The sequence below is a fragment of the Vibrio cyclitrophicus genome, assembly GCA_023206055.1.
In the GTDB taxonomy this organism is placed as follows: domain Bacteria; phylum Pseudomonadota; class Gammaproteobacteria; order Enterobacterales; family Vibrionaceae; genus Vibrio; species Vibrio cyclitrophicus_A.
Window position 1 is genome coordinate 571,042 of sequence record CP065366.1, and the last position, 17,889, is coordinate 588,930.

Here is a 17,889-nt window from a genome sequence, read left to right on the forward strand (position 1 = left end):
GAGCGGCATTTTTGTAACGGTAACTTGAGTGATTAAGAGTTACTTACTTGCTACTTTTAGACCTGCGTTTACATCAACAATGTCTTGTTCGCTTAGCGTGCCAACTGCTTGACGAAGCTGAAGTACACTTAGGATGTAGTTGTAACGAGCATCTGAAAGGTTTTTGTTCGCATCGTATAGACGACGAGTGGAATCTAGTACGTCAACGATAGTACGAGTACCTACATCAAAACCAGCTTCTGTTGCTTCCAGCGCAGATTGAGCAGAAACTACAGATTGTTCGTAAGCGCGCAGCGCACCAATCGAAGCACTGATGTTGTTGTTGAATGCACGTACGTCTTTTACAACGCTACGGTAAGTCGCTTCTAGGTCTTCACTTGCTGCTACGTAGTTGTATTCAGCCTGTTTAGTCAAAGAAGTTGTGCTACCACCCGTGTATAGAGGCACAACTAAGTTCAAGCCAATGTTTAAGTTGTCTTGGTCGTAATCTTGAGTGCTGTTTGATTGGTCTGAGAGAGCGTAACTACCATCTAGTGTTAAGCTTGGTAGGTGACCAGAGTTTGCTAGAGAGATATTGTCTTTAGCGATGTCTTGAGAAATACGCGATGCCAATAGGCTTAGGTTTTTCTGTTGAGCTTGTTCAACCAGTGCAACTGCAGACTCAGAAGATTTACTTGCTGAGAAACGATCAGTATCTAGGATGCTTAGGTTAGAGTGTTCCTGACCTGTAATCTCACGAAGACCTTCGTAGCTATTTGTTAGGTCGTTCTCTGCAAGAACTTCATCAGCCAAAACGCCATCGTACTGAGCTTGTGCATCGTGTACATCGGTAATTGCTGAAAGACCTACTTCGAAACGCTGCTTTGTTTGCTCTAGTTGACGAGCAACCGCTGCTTTCTCTGCACGAACAAATTCTAGGTTATCTTGAGCTCGAAGTACGTCGAAGTATGCTGTTGCTGTACGCAGGATCAAGGCTTGTTGTTCTGCCGCGTAAGCTGAATCAGATTGACGAGCAGTTTTCTCTGCCGTGTCTAGCGTAATCCAAGAAGAACGCTGGTAAAGCTCTTGACTGAAGCCAACCCCAACACCCCAATTATTGTTGTCAATATTTGAGTTGCCTGTCGAGTCATAATCACGTTCACCACGGTTAATGTCGTAGTTAGCCGTTAGGTTGATTTGCGGTAACAAAGAGCTACGGCTTGACGTTACTGCTTCAAAAGCGGCATCGCGCTGCGCTGCTGAACGAAGAAGTTGTGGATCGTTCTGTTTTGCTTGGTCGTAAACTTCAGCTAGCGTATCAGCAAAAGCTGACGAACTCAGGCTGCCAATTGCTGCACTGATAAATAGTGGAAGCAGTTTTTTCATTTTCCTATTCCTGCCTTTTATGGAATTTTCTTTAAAAGAGTTTAACCCAGTTTGGTGGTAATTTACTCGAAAATTTGCACTTTTTTACACTTAGCTGTCCACTTGTGCAATATTTATTTTTTAAAACTTAACTTTAATTATAAATTTTGTATAAAAAGTTGAACCTTATCCTTGGTAGTTAACTCGGACAATGAGTAAACTATAAAGATCACTTAGTGAGGTACCAAATGCAACAGTATGACAATCAACGACATGAGTTTACTCCGCAAGATGTGGAAATAGTCTCAAAAGAGACACTGTTTCGTGGTTTTTTCAAGATGGTTAAGTACACATTTAAACATAGACTGTTTGAGGGCGGCTGGAGCCAACCAATAGAGCGTGAGATGTTTGAGCGTGGACATGCTGCCGCTTTGCTACCCTATGATCCTGTGCGTGACGAAGTTGTGATCGTCGAACAGATCCGTGTCGGTGCTCTAGAGCATGAGAACCCATGGCAATACGAAATTGTTGCTGGGATCATTGATACCGATGAATCACCACAAGATGTCGCTCGTCGTGAGGCGATGGAAGAAGCTGGGGTCGAAGTCGGATCTGTATTGCCTATTACTTCGTATTACCCTTCATCTGGTGGTTGCTCAGAAAAGCTCGACGTCTTTGTTGGCTGTGTCGATGCAACGACCGCTAAAGGGGTACACGGATTGGACTACGAAGGTGAAGACATTCGTGTACAAGTGATGAGTCGCGAAGCCGCTTATCAGTTGGTAAAAGAGGGTGTGTTTGAAAATGGAGCCACGATCATTGCGCTACAGTGGCTACAATTGAACTACCAAGAATTACAGTCAGAGTGGATAGATTAACGTCATGCCAAATATCGCGGTCAAAAAACCGTATCATGTTGATCTTGCTGAATTGATGCGAGTTTACGAGACTAACTATGCCAAACTGAATGCTTTGTTACCGGTTGGGCATGAGGTTGGCGATGTTCGCTGTTACCAAGCCGTTAATATGGTGTATCAATTGACAGTGAATGAGGTCACAAAATACACCACATTAATAGATATATGTCAGAGTGATGCGATGCCAGTGTTTCCTTTGCCAAAAATGTCTGTCAGGCTATATCACGACGCTCGAGTTGCAGAAGTGTGCGCTAGCGGGGATTTTTCGCGAGTCAAAGCGAAATATGACTATCCCAACACTAAGCTTCTGCAAAAGGACGAGAAATTTCAATTGAATAAATTTCTTGGGGAATGGTTAACGTTTTGTTTAAAAACGGGTATCAGTCGAACCCCGATTGCCTTTTAATTGAACCTATTTATCAACACTTTTAAAGTCTAAACAGTAACGTATCTGGATTTGTTATTTTGGAATTATCACACACTTCAAAATTTGATGAGAGCACTATTAAGCTTGTGCAGCTAACGGACACGCATTTATTTGCGCCGAGCAATGGCAGCTTATTAAGCATCAACACTCAAGATAGCTTTCGTGCTGTAGTCGATGGCATAGTTAGTCAGGGCTTTGACTATCAAGCGATTTTAGCAACGGGTGATATCTCTCAAGATCACAGTGCTGAGTCGTACCATAAATTTGAGTCAGGGATTCAACCTTTGGAAAAGCCATGTTATTGGCTGCCAGGGAACCATGACTTTAAGCCTAATATGGGCAGTGTTTTACCATCACCACAAATACAGTGTGTTGAGCATGTCTTGTTAGGTGATAACTGGCAGATGGTGATGCTGGACTCTCAGGTGGTTGGTGTACCTCATGGTCGCCTCAGTGATCAGCAGCTTGATCTGTTAGAACAAAAGCTGACGGAATTCCCTGAACGTAATACCTTGGTTCTATTGCACCATCATCCATTATTGGTTGGCAGTGCATGGTTGGATCAACATAACCTAAAAGACGCCGATCAATTTTGGGACGTGGTTCAACAGCACACCAATGTTAAGGCCGTACTGTGTGGTCACGTTCATCAAGACATGAACCGAGATCATCATGGTGTACAGGTCATGGCAACACCGTCGACTTGTGTACAATTCAAACCTAACTCGAACGACTTTGCTGTTGATACAGTACCTCCAGGCTGGCGAGAGATAGAATTGCACCAAGATGGAACGGTTACGACAGAAGTTCGCCGTTTACCTCATGGGCAATTCCTACCTGATTTTGCTGCAGGAGGGTATTAATGACGGATTCTAATGAGCAAGCTGGCAAGCCATCACTTCTGCTCTATATTCACGGTTTTAACAGTTCATCACGTTCTCACAAAGCGAATGTGATGGCGGATTACTGTGCGGAGCATCGTGCTGATATTAAAGTCGTTACCCCTCAACTGCCGAGTTTTCCTCAGCAAGCGGCACTTCACTTGCAGCAGCTGGTGGAGCAATATAAAGATCAATATCAGATCGCGTTAGTCGGTAGCTCGTTGGGTGGCTATCTTTCAACATGGCTGAATAGTCACTATGGTTTTAAAGCGGTGGTTGTAAACCCAGCAGTGAAGCCGTATGAGCTTCTTGCTGACTATTTAGGTGAACAAGTAAACTCATACACAGATGAACGATATGTACTGGAAACAAAACATATTGATGAACTGAAGGCGTTAGAGGTTTCGGCTCTCGCTAAGCCGAGCGACTTCTGGTTACTTCAGCAAACGGAAGACGAAGTTCTGGATTACCGACAAGCGGTAGAGAAGTACCAAGGTGCAACACAGACAGTAGAAGAGGGCGGGGATCATAGTTTCATTGATTTTGAACGCTACCCACAACAAATCATCACCTTTCTAAACCTTTAACCTGTTTCACCAACAGAGTGATTTCTCTTGTTTGCCTGTTATTTCATCTATCAATGGTGAAATATCATAGTTTGATGTCTTAGTTTTTGAACTAGCTTGACATCATTACTCAGCTTCCAGACTATATTCCCCAATACTTCGCTCGTTCGCTCTACTATGACGGTTCATAGTAATGATTCTGCTTTAGTGAAACTAGAGCCAGCGAACTGACGCAAACTTTTTGAGTAAACTCCGTATTATGACTGAACAATATAATGCAAAAGACCTCGAGGTACTTGAAGGTCTCGATCCGGTGCGACACCGCCCGGGAATGTATACCGAGACAGAAAGACCCAACCACCTTGCCCAAGAAGTCATTGATAACTCGGTCGATGAAGCATTAGCGGGACACGCTAAGAAAATCAAAGTGGTACTTCATGCAGACCAATCGTTAGAAGTTACCGATGACGGCCGTGGTATGCCGGTTGATATCCACCCTGAAAAAGGGATCTCGGGTGTTGAGCTGATTTTAACTAAGCTCCACTCTGGCGGTAAATTCTCAAACAACAACTACAAATTTTCTGGTGGTTTGCACGGGGTAGGTATCTCGGTGGTAAACGCGCTGTCAAAACGTGTTGAAGTAACGGTTCGTCGTGATGGTCAAGTGCATGAGATCGCCCTTGAAGGTGGTCATGCTGTTACCGATCTGACAGTGACAGGGACTTGTGGTCACCGCAATACTGGTACTACGGTGCATTTCTGGCCTGACCCAAAATATTTCGATAGCTCTAAATTTTCGACACTTCGTCTTATCAACAACCTACGAGCAAAAGCGGTACTTTGCCCTGGTTTGGAAATTACCTTTGTCGATAAAGTGGGTGGTGAAGAACATAAATGGTTCTACGAAGACGGCCTAAAAGACTATCTAGCTGAGGGCGTAAAAGGTTACACCTTATTGCCTGAAGACCCGTATGTTGGCGAGTTCGTTGCTGAAACGGAAATGGCGAACTGGGCGATCATCTGGCAGCCAGAAGGCGGTGATATGATCACCGAGAGTTACGTGAACTTAGTACCAACCAAGCAAGGTGGTACACACGTAAACGGTCTTCGCCAAGGTCTGCTTGATGCGATGCGTGAGTTCTGTGAATTCCGTAACTTGCTGCCTCGTGGCGTTAAATTAACGGGTGATGACATCTTTGACCGTTGTTCTTACGTACTATCGGTGAAGATGCAAGATCCGCAGTTTGCTGGTCAAACAAAAGAGCGCCTCTCTTCTCGTCAAACCGCTGCGTTTGTTTCTGGTGTTGTAAAAGATGCCTTCAGCCTATGGTTGAATGAAAAACCGCAACTGGCAGAGCAATTGGCTGAAGCTTGTATTGCCAATGCTCACCGCCGTATGCGCGCGAGTAAGAAAGTTGTTCGTAAAAAGATCGCATCTGGCCCAGCGTTACCGGGTAAATTAACTGACTGCTCAGTTCAAGATTTAAGTCGCACCGAAATCTTCTTCGTGGAAGGGGATTCGGCGGGTGGTTCTGCTAAGCAAGCTCGTGATCGTGAGTTCCAAGCGGTAATGCCACTGCGTGGTAAAATCCTAAATACATGGGAAGTGTCAGCAGACCAAGTCTTGGCTTCACAAGAAGTACACGATATCTCGGTTGCTCTGGGTATCGACCCTGATAATGATGACTTGTCGGGCCTGCGTTACGGTAAGATCTGTATCCTTGCCGATGCGGACTCGGATGGTCTTCATATCGCGACACTGCTATGTGCACTGTTTACTCGCCATTTCCATGCTCTGGTTGAAGCGGGTCATATCTATGTGGCAATGCCTCCTCTGTATCGTATCGATTGCGGTAAAGAAGTGTTCTACGCACTCGATGACGCAGAGAAAGATGGTGTGCTTGAGCGACTATCGCAGAAGAAAGCCAAGATTAACGTGCAACGATTCAAAGGTCTGGGTGAAATGAACCCACTTCAGTTGCGTGAAACCACCATGGATCCAAACACTCGTCGCCTTGTTCAATTAACGATTGATGATAACGAAGCAACCAACGAGATGATGGACATGCTGCTTGGTAAGAAACGTGCAGATGATCGCCGTACATGGCTACAGACTAACGGTGATATGGCCGAGGTATAATGGATGTCTAACGAAATTACATATGATGGTGTTGAACAACTGCCGATGCGCAAGTTCACTGAAGACGCCTATTTAAATTACTCAATGTACGTGATCATGGATCGTGCATTGCCATATATCGGTGATGGCTTAAAGCCAGTACAGCGTCGTATTATCTATGCGATGTCAGAACTCGGCTTATCAGCTGCATCGAAATATAAAAAATCAGCTCGTACCGTTGGTGACGTGTTAGGTAAGTATCACCCACACGGTGATTCTGCTTGTTACGAAGCGATGGTATTGATGGCGCAGCCTTTCTCTTACCGCTACCCATTGGTAGATGGTCAAGGTAACTGGGGTGCTCCGGATGACCCGAAATCGTTCGCTGCGATGCGTTATACTGAAGCGAAATTATCTAAGTTTGCTGAGGTTCTTCTAGGTGAGCTAGGTCAAGGCACCGTTGATTGGCAACCCAACTTTGATGGCACGATGAAAGAGCCTCAAATGTTGCCAGCTCGCCTGCCTCATATCCTGCTTAACGGGATCACTGGTATTGCGGTTGGTATGGCGACCGACATCCCCCCTCACAATGTCCGTGAAGTGGCGGATGCAGCGATTCATTTGATTGACACGCCGAAAGCAGAGCTTCCTGATGTGATGGGTTTCATTCAAGGCCCTGATTACCCGACAGAGGCTGAAATTATTTCGCCAAAGTCGGACATCGAAAAGATCTATCGCACTGGACGTGGCAGCATTAAGATGCGCGCGGTTTGGCACAAGGAAGGCTCTGATATTGTTATCACGGCTCTTCCTCATCAAGTGTCAGGTGCTAAGTTACTTGAGCAAATTGCTAACCAGATGCGCGCTAAGAAGCTGCCAATGGTTGACGACTTGCGTGATGAATCTGATCACGAGAACCCAACGCGTATCGTCGTGGTTCCTCGTTCGAACCGTATCGACTGTGATCAACTGATGAGTCACTTGTTCGCTTCGACGGATCTAGAGAAGAACTTCCGCGTTAACTTGAACATGATTGGTTTAGACAGTCGCCCTCAAGTTAAAGGCCTGGTTCAAATTCTGAAAGAGTGGATTGAGTTCCGCCGTACAACGGTTCGCCGCCGTCTTCAGTACCGTTTAGATAAAGTACTGGCACGTTTGCACATCTTAGAAGGTTTGCTTGCTGCTTATCTTAATATCGATGAAGTCATTGAGATCATTCGTACAGAAGACGAACCATGTCCTGTATTGATGAGCCGTTTCAATATTTCTGAAATTCAAGCCAATGCGATTCTTGATATTAAACTTCGTAACTTAGCTAAGTTAGAAGAGTTTAAGATTCGAGCAGAGCAAGAAGAACTTGAAGCTGAACGTGAAAAGCTTGAAAAGCTACTCGGTTCAGAGCGTCGCTTGAATACGCTGATCAAAAAAGAAATCCAAGCCGATGCAGATAAATACGGCGATGATCGTCGTTCACCATTGATTGAGCGTGCTGAAGCGAAAGCGCTAACAGAACGTGACTTAGTACCAAGCGAACCAATTACGGTTGTGTTGTCTGAGAAAGGTTGGATTCGTCATGCCAAAGGGCATGAGGTTGATGCTGAAGGCTTGAACTACAAATCGGGTGATAAATTCTTAGCGAGTGCTAAGGGTAAGAGTAATCAGCAAGCGGTGTTCCTCGGCAGTGATGGCCGAAGTTACTCCCTTGAATCTCATTCATTACCGTCGGCTCGAAGCCAAGGAGAGCCTATTACAGGCCGCCTGAACGTCAGTCCGGGCACTTCGATTCGCCAAGTGGTGATGGGAGAGAATGAGCAGCTATGGTTAGTCGGTTCTGATGCCGGGTACGGTTTTGTTTGTAAAGGCAGTGATTTATTGTCTAAGAACAAGAGTGGTAAAGCGTTAGTTAACTTGCCACAAGCTTCTGAAGTGATGTTGCCAAGCCCGATTGCTGACTTGGACACTAACCAAATTCTGGCGATTACGAACCAAGGCCGTATGTTGTTGTTCCCGATTAAAGACTTACCTCAACTGAGTAAAGGTAAGGGTAACAAGATCATCAACATCCCTTCTGCGAAAGCAAAAGAGCGTGAAGAGTTTGTATCGCACTTGATGGCTATCCCAGAGAATGCAACGCTGACTATCTACGCGGGTAAGCGTAAGCTTGGTTTGAAACCATCGGATCTTGAAAACTTCCGTGGTGAACGTGGTCGTCGTGGTGGGTTACTGCCGAGAGGATTGCAACGAGTGACTCGTATTGACATCGATGAGCCAAGTGAATCATAGAGACGCTTGATACCACCTTCAGATAAAAGAAAACCCAGCCTGAGAGCTGGGTTTTTTGTATCTGTATACTTATGTATTAGTACTTTAGCGGTTTGAATCGCTAGCCTTTAGATTTACTCTACAAACGAGTATCTTCGGCAATGGTTACCTTTAGGGTTTGGTTTTCACCTTGGCGCAATATACCTACATCGATAACAGTACCTGGTCGCAGGTCAGTAACGATGTCCATTACGCTTTGTCGACCGTTAATTTGGGTGTTGTTGATGCTGACAATGATGTCTTGTGCTTCAAAGCCTGCATCCGCAGCAGGGCCGTTCGGATCTATTCCTAGTACAACAATACCACCGATGTTTTTATTGCCAAGTAAGCGTGACGTCACCGAGTTGATGTCTTGCCCGTCGATACCAATATAGCCACGAATTACACGACCATCGGCGATGATCTTCTCCATGATTTTATTTGCAAGCGGATAGGGGATAGCAAATGAGATCCCATAGGTTTCCATGTCGGTAGCTTGTTGGAAAGAAGCTGTATTAATGCCGACTAGTTCGCCTTGTGAGTTGACGAGTGCACCACCAGAGTTACCTTCATTGATTGCCGCATCTGTTTGGATAAAGGCTTGATGACCATCGGCACTGATTGAAGATCGACCGGTTGCCGAAATAATACCAAAGGTCGTCGTTTGGCCTAGATTGTATGGGTTACCGATAGCCAGTACTACATCGCCTACGTTTGCTTTGTAATCTTGGTTCAGTGGAATTACAGGTAAGTTGTCACCACTGACTCTGAGTATTGCTATATCGGTACGCTTGTCTGAACCGACAAGCTGCGCTGCAGCTACTCGTCCGTCTTGAAGTGCCACTACGATTTGGTCAGCCTGGGCTACAACGTGGAAGTTGGTAATGATGTAGCCTTTTTCGCTGACAATGACTCCTGACCCCAAGCCTTGAGTCAGCAGCTTGTTGCGATCGCTTTCTGCGTATTTACGGCTATAGATATTCACCACAGCAGGTGCCGCTCGCCGTACCGCTGGGTTAAATGAAATTTGAAGAGAGCCAATATTATCGACTTTAGGGCTGGTGACGTCTGAAACAATGCCCGATCTTAAGCTCGGAAATGCGAGAAGAATAAGCGCCGCTGAAACAAGTCCAAGGGAAATAGAACGAAGTAGAAAGGACAGCATGTTTCCCTCTTCAGCAAGTAAGGTGAGGGGTCATCTGTGAATGACCAGTTAATTACTAGTGAAGCATAGCATTTTGATTGATCTAAAGAAAAGGGAGACTGAGTAAGTTTAAAGCAAACTTACTCAGTCTCCCTGTTATTACGCTGACGTATGACTATCGAATAACGAGGTAGATAGTCCTGTCGCCGCGTTGGATATTCAGCGCCAATACGCCCGGTTGTTTCTCAAGAATCTCTCTAAATTCAGCAAGGTTCTTAACGGTTTGGCGATTTACTCCAATAATGATGTCATCTTGCATAAGTTGATAGGCTTCGGCTGGTGAGCCTTGAGCAACACTCGATACCTTGACGCCCGTTGCAGAATCACTTTCAGTTGTGTTGGTTAATTCAGCTCCGGCTAGCCCTTCATGGAGCTTCTCAGCCTGTGTTTTATTATTTGTGGATTCACCAAGCGTTACATCAAAGGTTTTGCTCTTGCCGTCACGAACCACGCCCAGTTCAATCTGTTTACCTGCGCCGAGTGTCGCGACCTTAGCTCTTAATTCACTAAAGGTATCAATACGTTTGCCATTAATTGAGACAATAATATCGCCCGCTTTCAGTCCTGCTTTATCTGCTGCACTGTCAGGGACTATTTGGCTGACAAAAGCACCCTTACTTGATTCATAACCGAGTGCTTCTGCCAATTCAGAGGTCACTTCCCCCCCTTGAACGCCAAGCATGCCACGTTTTACTTCACCGAAATCGAGAATTTGTTCTGTCAGGTTTGTCATCATATTGGATGGGATTGCAAAGCCGATACCGACATTGCCTCCGTTGGGGCCAAGGATGGCAGTGTTGATACCAATCAGTTCACCATTGAGGTTAACTAGCGCGCCGCCAGAGTTGCCGCTGTTGATAGCGGCATCGGTTTGAATAAAGTTTTCAAAGTTTTCTTGGTTGAGTCCACTACGGCCGAGCGCAGAAACGATACCTGAAGTGACGGTTTGGCCAAGCCCAAAAGGGTTACCGATCGCAACGCTAAAATCACCAACTCTTAGTTTGTCTGAGTCTGCGACTTTTATCTGGGTAAGGTTCTTGGCTTTTTCTAATTTAAGCAGTGCGATATCAGACATCTGGTCACCGCCGATAAGCTCAGCATCGTACTCTCGACCATCATGCAGTTTTACTTTGATATCGTCCGCGCCATTGATTACATGGTAATTGGTCACGATATGGCCTTTCTTGGCGTCAATGATGACGCCTGAGCCTAGCCCGCGGAATGGACGTTCTCGTGTTTGTTCTGGACCAAAAAAGAATTGAAATTGTTCAGGGATTTGCTGACGTTGTACCTGTTTGCCTTCTACGGCAATACTAACCACAGCGGGGGTCACTTGTTCAAGCATGGGTGCCAGGCTCGGTAATTGTTCATTACCCACACTTAATGGCAGTGCGGCTGTTGCTTGAATGGGGGTGATGATTGAACTTAAGCTTAAAGTTAGTACTGATAAAGCAAGCAAAGGTTTTTTCATCATAAACTCCTCTCTAGTTAAGGTCTTAATCCTCTTATACGTTTAATAAGTATGAGAAGTTTCAAATGACCTGAGTGAAAGTTATGACTCAAAAACCTTTGTAAAGTTCAAGAAGTGTTAAATGTTTACGATGCTTTTGCTGTGACTACATCGGGAGCATCCATGATTTCTTTCTTCTGCTCTGTGAATAAACCGGTCGCGCCATTAGCGTAATCTTTCGGTTGTTCCTCAAGTGTCGCCTCTTTTACTGAAGGCTTCTCTTGTGGCTTGTCCGAATGGGCAGCGGCTGTTTTCACAAATGGGTTATCTTGCTCTGGCAGGTTAGGAATCAGCTCTGAGCTTGTTTTTTCCATGTGTTGGTACAGTTTTGTGTAGTCTTTACCTAAGGTGTCCAACATTTCTGCTGATTTCGCAAAGTGATCAGCCAGCTCTTGTCGCTGCTGCTCAAGGGCAAACTTTGCGCTATCTAATTCTTTCTGTACGTTCTTTTGTTTTTTGTATTCAGGTGTCATGAGACGAGAAATAGCGACCCCTAAAATAACTCCGACTAGTAAACCGGCAACGGCATACATCCAAGGCATAACAGCTCCTTATTATTGTTTTTTAACATGTTTGTTACTGCTTAGTTACACGTGATACGGCTCCATGGTACTATGAGAAAGCCGCAGTATAAAGAGAAATGCGTGTGCGCTAGTTAGCAATTTGATGCTGCATTATTCACCACATCACGTTATTCCTAGTACTGTTTGGGCTCATTTTTAGTTGCTGTCTGATATTGCTTTCATTGTGGAAATGTCGTCATGAATCCCATTAAAAAATACGAACAAGATATAAAGGAACATGGATTTCAAAGAGATCCAGCACAAGAGCAAGCCGTTAAATCTTTAGATGAACTCTTTCATCAATTCCAAGATTACATGAATACGCCCATTCCTCAACTGACTCGATTCCAGAAATTACTGGGCAAAAAGCCAGAACTGCCACAGCCACCGAAAGGTCTCTATTTTTGGGGTGGCGTAGGTCGAGGAAAAACGTATTTAATGGATACGTTCTACGATGCCTTACCGACCACTAAAAAAATGCGTGTTCACTTTCACCGCTTTATGTATCGAGTTCATGATGAGCTAAAGGCGCTAGGTAATGTGAGTGATCCTTTGCCTTTAGTCGCCGACAAGTTGAAGGAAGAAGCAGACATTATCTGTTTCGATGAGTTCTTTGTTTCAGACATCACCGATGCGATGATCTTAGGAACCTTGTTCCAAGAGTTATTCGCTCGAAACGTTATCTTGGTTGCGACCTCTAATATTCCACCTGCGGATCTGTATCGCAATGGTTTGCAGCGCGCGCGATTCTTACCTGCAATCAAGCTGATTCAAGACAACTGCCATATCCTTAATGTCGATAGTGGCATTGATTATCGTCTACGTACCTTAGAACAGGCTGAGATTTACCATTACCCGCTGGATAGCCAAGCGACTATCAATCTCGAAAAGTATTACGCTCAGCTTGTTGGCGAAGATAAAGAGAAGCTTAAGCAGATAGAGGTTAATCACCGTCAATTAGATGTAGTCGAAGCGAGTGATGGTGTACTGCATGGTACCTTTGCTCAGCTTTGTCAGTCGGCTCGTAGCCAGAACGACTATATTGAGTTGTCTCGGGTTTATCACACGGTTCTATTGGCTGATGTGTTGCAAATGGGCGCGACTTCAGATGACGCTGCGAGGCGCTTCATTGCGTTAGTTGATGAGTTTTATGAGCGCCATGTGAAATTAATAATTTCAGCGGAAGTTGAGTTAGAGAAATTGTACACCAATGGCCAGCTAGAGTTTGAGTTTAAACGTTGTCAGTCGCGTTTAATCGAAATGCAGAGCCATGAATATTTGGCAAAAGAACACTTAATTTAGCTCTTATTATCTCGAATACGAAAGAGAATTAAAAAAATCGTGATTTTGTTCAAAAAGAGGTGATTTTTTCTTCGCTCTTCTCTATAATCCTGCGACCTACCGTTACTGCGGGCCTCTAGCGATGAGTAAAATCACGTTATGCCAAGAGTTTTCCAACACTCGAAGGGGTGATGAATGGTAACTCTTAGACAGTGGGAATACGCGAGTATTCCTTAAGTGTAAATTTTTTAAATAGGTAATTATTAGCATGAAAACTTTCGTTGCTAAACCAGAAACTGTAAAACGCGACTGGTATGTTGTAGACGCTGAAGGCAAAACTCTTGGCCGTCTAGCAAGTGAAATCGCTTCTCGCCTACGCGGCAAGCACAAAGCAGAATACACTCCTCACGTAGACACTGGTGATTACATCATCGTTGTTAACGCTGAGAAAGTTGCTGTAACTGGTAACAAAGCTAAGGGTAAGGTTTACTACCGTCACTCTGAGTTCCCAGGTGGTCTTAAGACTATCACTTTTGAAAAGCTAATTGCTAAGAAACCAGAAATGGTTCTTGAACTAGCAGTTAAAGGTATGCTTCCACGTGGTCCTCTAGGCCGCGCGATGTACCGTAAGCTTAAAGTATACGCTGGTACTGAGCACAACCATGTTGCTCAACAACCACAAGTACTAGACATCTAATTGGGGATTAAGACAATGGCAGAGAATCAATACTACGGCACTGGTCGTCGCAAAAGCTCAGCAGCTCGTGTTTTCATCAAACCAGGCTCTGGTGAGATCGTAATCAACAAGCGTAGCCTTGATGTTTACTTCGGTCGTCCAACTTCTCGTATGGTTGTTAAACAACCTCTTGAGCTAGTTGAACTAACTGAGAAACTTGACCTTTACATCACTGTTTCTGGTGGTGGTATTTCAGGTCAAGCTGGCGCAATCCGCCACGGTATCACTCGTGCTCTTATGGAATACGATGAAACTCTACGTCCTGCTCTACGTGCAGCTGGCTATGTTACGCGTGACGCTCGTTGCGTTGAACGTAAGAAAGTTGGTCTACGTAAAGCACGTCGTAAACCTCAATTCTCTAAGCGTTAATTTTTCTTTACGAAAAAGTACACGCTCCCAGTTTTACGACTGGAATTGTGGTTCAAAGCTCGGCTATATGCCGGGCTTTTTGTTTTTATACCCCCTCTAAACGCTTTCCCTCCCTCGCTTTATTTCCAAATTCTTATTATTAGAAAGCTTTTGTAACCCAATGTGCGCTTTGCCTCATGATTGTTACAAAAAGGTAGCTTTATCTTGTCAAAAAGTAGGGTTTTATTTATCATTTGCCGTCAATAAATAGAACTAAATACATATTTTGTTAGCCATGCTCTTTAATCGGAATTATATCAATCCACAAGGAGCAAATGGGAGAATGTTTGGATGAGCAACGCGCCTTTAAATAACGGTCGCAGGCGTTTCTTAACCGCAACAACAGCCGTTGTTGGTGGTTTAGGAGCAGCTGCTGTAGCCGTGCCTTTTATTAAATCATGGAATCCGAGTGCCAAGGCGAAAGCTGCGGGCGCGCCGGTGGAAGTGGAAGTCAGTAAGTTAGAACCGGGACAAATGGTTCGTGTCGAGTGGCAAGGTAAACCTGTATGGGTTGTACGCCGTGCTGAGTCGGTACTAGAGAACCTAAAAGCGATCGGTGGTCAACTTCGTGACCCTCAATCTGAAGCTGAACAACAACCAGAATACGCACAGAACGAGTTCCGTTCAATTAAGCCGGAATTCTTTGTTGCTGTTGGTTTCTGTACGCACTTAGGTTGTTCTCCAACTTACCTGCCGGATTCTTTTGCAGAACAAGTTCAGGGTGTTAAGTCTGGTTTCTTCTGTCCTTGTCATGGTTCAAAGTTTGATATGGCAGGTCGAGTATTCCAAGGCGTACCAGCTCCATTGAATCTTGTTGTACCAAAGCATATGTATTTGAGTGACACTAAGATCATGATCGGTGTGGACGAGGGAGACGCGTAATGCAAGGATTGCTTGATTGGGTAGAGAAACGTCTACCCGCGATGAATGCTTATAAAAAGCATTTATCTGAATACCCAATGCCTAAGAACTTTAACTTTTGGTACCTTTTCGGTTCTTTAGCAATGTTGGTACTGGTTAACCAAATCCTTACGGGTATCTGGTTAACAATGAATTACGTGCCGTCTGGTGAAGGTGCGTTTGCTTCTGTTGAATACATCATGCGTGATGTGGAATACGGCTGGCTACTACGTTACATGCACTCAACAGGTGCTTCGGCATTCTTCGTTGTTATCTACCTGCATATGTTCCGTGGTCTAATCTACGGTTCTTACCAAAAACCTCGTGAGCTACTTTGGATCTTCGGTATGTTGATCTTCTTAGTGCTTATGGCTGAGGCTTTCATGGGTTACCTACTACCATGGGGTCAAATGTCTTACTGGGGTGCTCAGGTAATCATTTCTCTGTTTGGTGCGATCCCTGTTATTGGTGATGACCTAACGCTTTGGATCCGTGGTGACTACATCATCTCTGGTGCAACGCTGAACCGTTTCTTCGCACTGCACGTTATCGCTCTACCAATCGTACTTCTGCTGCTTATCGTACTTCACGTACTAGCACTGCACGAAGTAGGTTCGAACAACCCAGACGGTATCGAGACGAAACTTCCTAAAGGCACAATGGGCGACGACTACCAAACTCAGTTCCCATTCCACAAGGATTACACCAAGAAATACGACATCATTGACTCTATTCCTTTCCACCCATATGGGACCGTGAAAGATATGGTTGGTGTGGCCGGTTTCCTATTCTTCTTCTGTTATGTGCTGTTCTTTAACCCAGAGATGGGTGGATTCTTCCTTGAGCCGCCAAACTTTGAAGCTGCCAACCCACTGAAAACACCAGAGCACATCGCTCCGGTATGGTACTTCACGCCGTTTTACGCGATTCTGCGTGCTGTTCCAGATAAGTTGCTTGGTGTTGTAGCGATGGGCGCATCTATTGTTGTGCTATTCCTACTACCATGGTTCGACCGTTGTAAAGTGCGTTCTTACCGTTACCGTAGCAAACTGCATTTGATTAACATCATCCAATTTACAATAAGCTTTATTGCGCTTGGTGTACTTGGTGCGCTTCCAGCAACGCCAACATACACGCTACTGGCTCAAATCTTTAGCTTAGGTTATTTCATGTTCTTTGTTCTACTGTGGTTCTACAGTAAAAATGAAGCGACGAAACCATTACCGGAAAGGGTGACATTCAAATGAAAAAGTGGATTGTAATTTTATTTGCTATGTTGCCGTCACTGGCAATGGCAGCGGGTGCAAACGTACCATTAGACAAAGTAAACAATGATTTAACAGACAAAGCTTCATTGCAAAATGGCGCTAAGATGTTCATGAACTACTGTTTCGCTTGTCACTCAACGCAGTACCAGCGCTATGAACGTGTTGCGAATGATTTAGAGATCCCAGTTGATCTTATGAAGGAAAATCTGATTTTCGACCCTGAAGCGAAAATCGGTGACTTGATGGTTAATGCTATGCCTTCTGATCAAGCGGCAAGTTGGTTTGGTGCTCCGCCTCCAGACCTAACATTGGTTGCTCGTGTTCGTGGCGCAGACTGGCTGTACACTTACCTTCGTACTTTCTATGAAGATCCGTCTCGTCCATTCGGCGTGAACAACATTGTTTTCCCAAGCGTAGGTATGCCGCACGTTCTTGAAGAACTGCAAGGTATCCCAACACCAATCTACGATACTCATATGGTAGATGGCGAGGAAGTGACGGTTATTGTTGGCACTGAGACTGATGGCTCTGGCGAATTAAGTGCTGGTGAATACGACGAAGCGGTTCGTGACCTTGTTAACTTTTTGGTTTACTCGGGCGACCCAGTTCAACTTGAGCGTCACGCTATGGGTTGGTGGGTAATGGCCTTCTTAGTAATCTTCACTATCATCGTGATTTTGCTGAAGAAAGAGTATTGGCGTGATGTGCACTAATTGTGCTATAATACCGTGCTAATTCCCAAATTATGTTAATGTTCAATGGAGGCTTTAGGCCTCCATTGTTTTTATTTAAAGTGTACTGGAGGGCTCCATGGCTGTAGCTGCCAATAAACGTTCTGTAATGACTCTTTTCTCAAGTGCTTCTGATATGTATAGCCATCAGGTGCGCATCGTTCTTGCTGAAAAAGGCGTAAGTGTTGAAGTTGAGTTGGTTGATGAAAAAAATCTACCAGCAGAGCTTGTTGAACTGAACCCGTACAAATCAGTACCTACTCTTGTTGATCGTGAGCTTGCTCTATATGACTCTAAGATCATCATGGAATACCTAGATGAGCGTTTCCCTCATCCACCGTTGATGCCTGTATACCCGGTTGCTCGTGGTAACAGTCGTTTAATGATGTACCGCATTGAGCGTAACTGGTATTCAGTTGCAGAGAAGATCGTTAAAGGCAATGCTGAAGAATCTGAAGCAGCTCGCGTTAAACTGCGCAACGACCTACTGACTCTTGCTCCTATCTTCGCTGAGTATGAATACTTCATGAGCGAAGAGTTTAGCCTAATTGATTGTTACTTAGCTCCGCTACTATGGCGTTTACCTGAGCTTGGTATCGAACTAATTGGTCCTGGTTCTAAAGAGCTTAAGATTTACATGAACCGCGTATTCGAACGTGATTCATTCCTAGCTTCTCTAACGGAAGCAGAGCGTGAGATGCGACTCGTTCGCTAAGCGTTTATGGATATTTCT

General features: G+C 44.7%; 17 protein-coding genes. 13 read left to right on the plus strand and 4 right to left on the minus strand.

All coding sequences use genetic code 11. The features are described from left to right. Positions 1 to 39 precede the first annotated feature (39 nt). Complete coding sequence (gene tolC, locus ITG09_02580) at positions 40 to 1,365, minus strand: outer membrane channel protein TolC (protein ID UPR52555.1); 1,326 nt, start codon at positions 1,363 to 1,365, stop codon at positions 40 to 42. A gap of 227 nt (positions 1,366 to 1,592) precedes the next feature. On the opposite strand from tolC, the gene nudF reads away from it, so the two are divergent. The 6 genes from nudF (at position 1,593) to parC (ending at position 8,537) form a co-directional block, all read left to right on the plus strand. Next, the gene (gene nudF / locus ITG09_02585) at positions 1,593 to 2,222 is read left to right on the plus strand and encodes an ADP-ribose diphosphatase (protein ID UPR52556.1); all 630 of its coding nucleotides are present in this window, start codon (positions 1,593 to 1,595) and stop codon (positions 2,220 to 2,222) included. A 4-nt stretch (positions 2,223 to 2,226) separates the two neighbouring features. Next, on the plus strand, positions 2,227 to 2,667 hold the full coding sequence (locus ITG09_02590) for a DUF1249 family protein (protein UPR52557.1): 441 nt from the start codon (positions 2,227 to 2,229) through the stop codon (positions 2,665 to 2,667). 59 nt (positions 2,668 to 2,726) lie between these two features. Continuing rightward, complete coding sequence (gene cpdA, locus ITG09_02595) at positions 2,727 to 3,551, plus strand: 3',5'-cyclic-AMP phosphodiesterase (protein ID UPR52558.1); 825 nt, start codon at positions 2,727 to 2,729, stop codon at positions 3,549 to 3,551. Beyond that, on the plus strand, positions 3,551 to 4,156 hold the full coding sequence (gene yqiA, locus ITG09_02600; protein UPR52559.1) for an esterase YqiA: 606 nt from the start codon (positions 3,551 to 3,553) through the stop codon (positions 4,154 to 4,156). The genes cpdA and yqiA overlap by 1 nt, the downstream gene beginning before the upstream one ends. Before the next feature lie 238 nt (positions 4,157 to 4,394). Continuing rightward, complete coding sequence (gene parE / locus ITG09_02605) at positions 4,395 to 6,275, plus strand: DNA topoisomerase IV subunit B (protein UPR52560.1); 1,881 nt, start codon at positions 4,395 to 4,397, stop codon at positions 6,273 to 6,275. Between the two features lie 3 nt (positions 6,276 to 6,278). Then, the gene (gene parC / locus ITG09_02610) at positions 6,279 to 8,537 is read left to right on the plus strand and encodes a DNA topoisomerase IV subunit A (protein ID UPR52561.1); all 2,259 of its coding nucleotides are present in this window, start codon (positions 6,279 to 6,281) and stop codon (positions 8,535 to 8,537) included. Between the two features lie 118 nt (positions 8,538 to 8,655). Here parC and degS read toward each other — a convergent pair whose 3' ends face one another. The 3 genes from degS to ITG09_02625 form a co-directional block, all read right to left on the minus strand. Next, positions 8,656 to 9,720: an outer membrane-stress sensor serine endopeptidase DegS gene (degS, locus tag ITG09_02615; protein ID UPR52562.1), complete on the minus strand. Its 1,065-nt coding sequence runs from the start codon at positions 9,718 to 9,720 to the stop codon at positions 8,656 to 8,658. A 154-nt stretch (positions 9,721 to 9,874) separates the two neighbouring features. Further along, a complete protein-coding gene (locus ITG09_02620) occupies positions 9,875 to 11,230 on the minus strand; it encodes a Do family serine endopeptidase (protein ID UPR53573.1) in 1,356 nt (451 codons plus the stop codon). 125 nt (positions 11,231 to 11,355) lie between these two features. Then, positions 11,356 to 11,811 (minus strand): DUF1043 family protein, encoded by a 456-nt coding sequence (locus ITG09_02625; protein UPR52563.1) that lies wholly within the window; start codon positions 11,809 to 11,811, stop codon positions 11,356 to 11,358. Between the two features lie 219 nt (positions 11,812 to 12,030). Between ITG09_02625 and ITG09_02630 the strand changes: the two genes are divergently transcribed. The 7 genes from ITG09_02630 to sspA all read left to right on the plus strand — a co-directional run bounded on the left by ITG09_02630 (position 12,031) and on the right by sspA (position 17,871). Continuing rightward, entirely contained in the window at positions 12,031 to 13,134 is a 1,104-nt protein-coding gene (locus ITG09_02630) for a cell division protein ZapE (GenBank protein UPR52564.1), read from the plus strand. A 247-nt stretch (positions 13,135 to 13,381) separates the two neighbouring features. Further along, positions 13,382 to 13,810 carry a 50S ribosomal protein L13 gene (rplM, locus tag ITG09_02635; GenBank protein UPR52565.1) on the plus strand — a complete coding sequence of 143 codons (429 nt, stop codon included), beginning with the start codon at positions 13,382 to 13,384 and terminating at the stop codon, positions 13,808 to 13,810. Positions 13,811 to 13,825: 15 nt separating this feature from the next. After that, on the plus strand, positions 13,826 to 14,218 hold the full coding sequence (gene rpsI, locus ITG09_02640; protein ID UPR52566.1) for a 30S ribosomal protein S9: 393 nt from the start codon (positions 13,826 to 13,828) through the stop codon (positions 14,216 to 14,218). A 330-nt stretch (positions 14,219 to 14,548) separates the two neighbouring features. After that, on the plus strand, positions 14,549 to 15,139 hold the full coding sequence (petA, locus tag ITG09_02645; protein ID UPR52567.1) for a ubiquinol-cytochrome c reductase iron-sulfur subunit: 591 nt from the start codon (positions 14,549 to 14,551) through the stop codon (positions 15,137 to 15,139). Further along, positions 15,139 to 16,404 carry a cytochrome bc complex cytochrome b subunit gene (locus tag ITG09_02650; GenBank protein ID UPR52568.1) on the plus strand — a complete coding sequence of 422 codons (1,266 nt, stop codon included), beginning with the start codon at positions 15,139 to 15,141 and terminating at the stop codon, positions 16,402 to 16,404. The genes petA and ITG09_02650 overlap by 1 nt, the downstream gene beginning before the upstream one ends. Further along, entirely contained in the window at positions 16,401 to 17,138 is a 738-nt protein-coding gene (locus tag ITG09_02655) for a cytochrome c1 (GenBank protein UPR52569.1), read from the plus strand. The genes ITG09_02650 and ITG09_02655 overlap by 4 nt, the downstream gene beginning before the upstream one ends. 97 nt (positions 17,139 to 17,235) lie before the next feature. Beyond that, positions 17,236 to 17,871 carry a stringent starvation protein A gene (gene sspA, locus ITG09_02660; GenBank protein ID UPR52570.1) on the plus strand — a complete coding sequence of 212 codons (636 nt, stop codon included), beginning with the start codon at positions 17,236 to 17,238 and terminating at the stop codon, positions 17,869 to 17,871. Positions 17,872 to 17,889 lie beyond the last annotated feature (18 nt).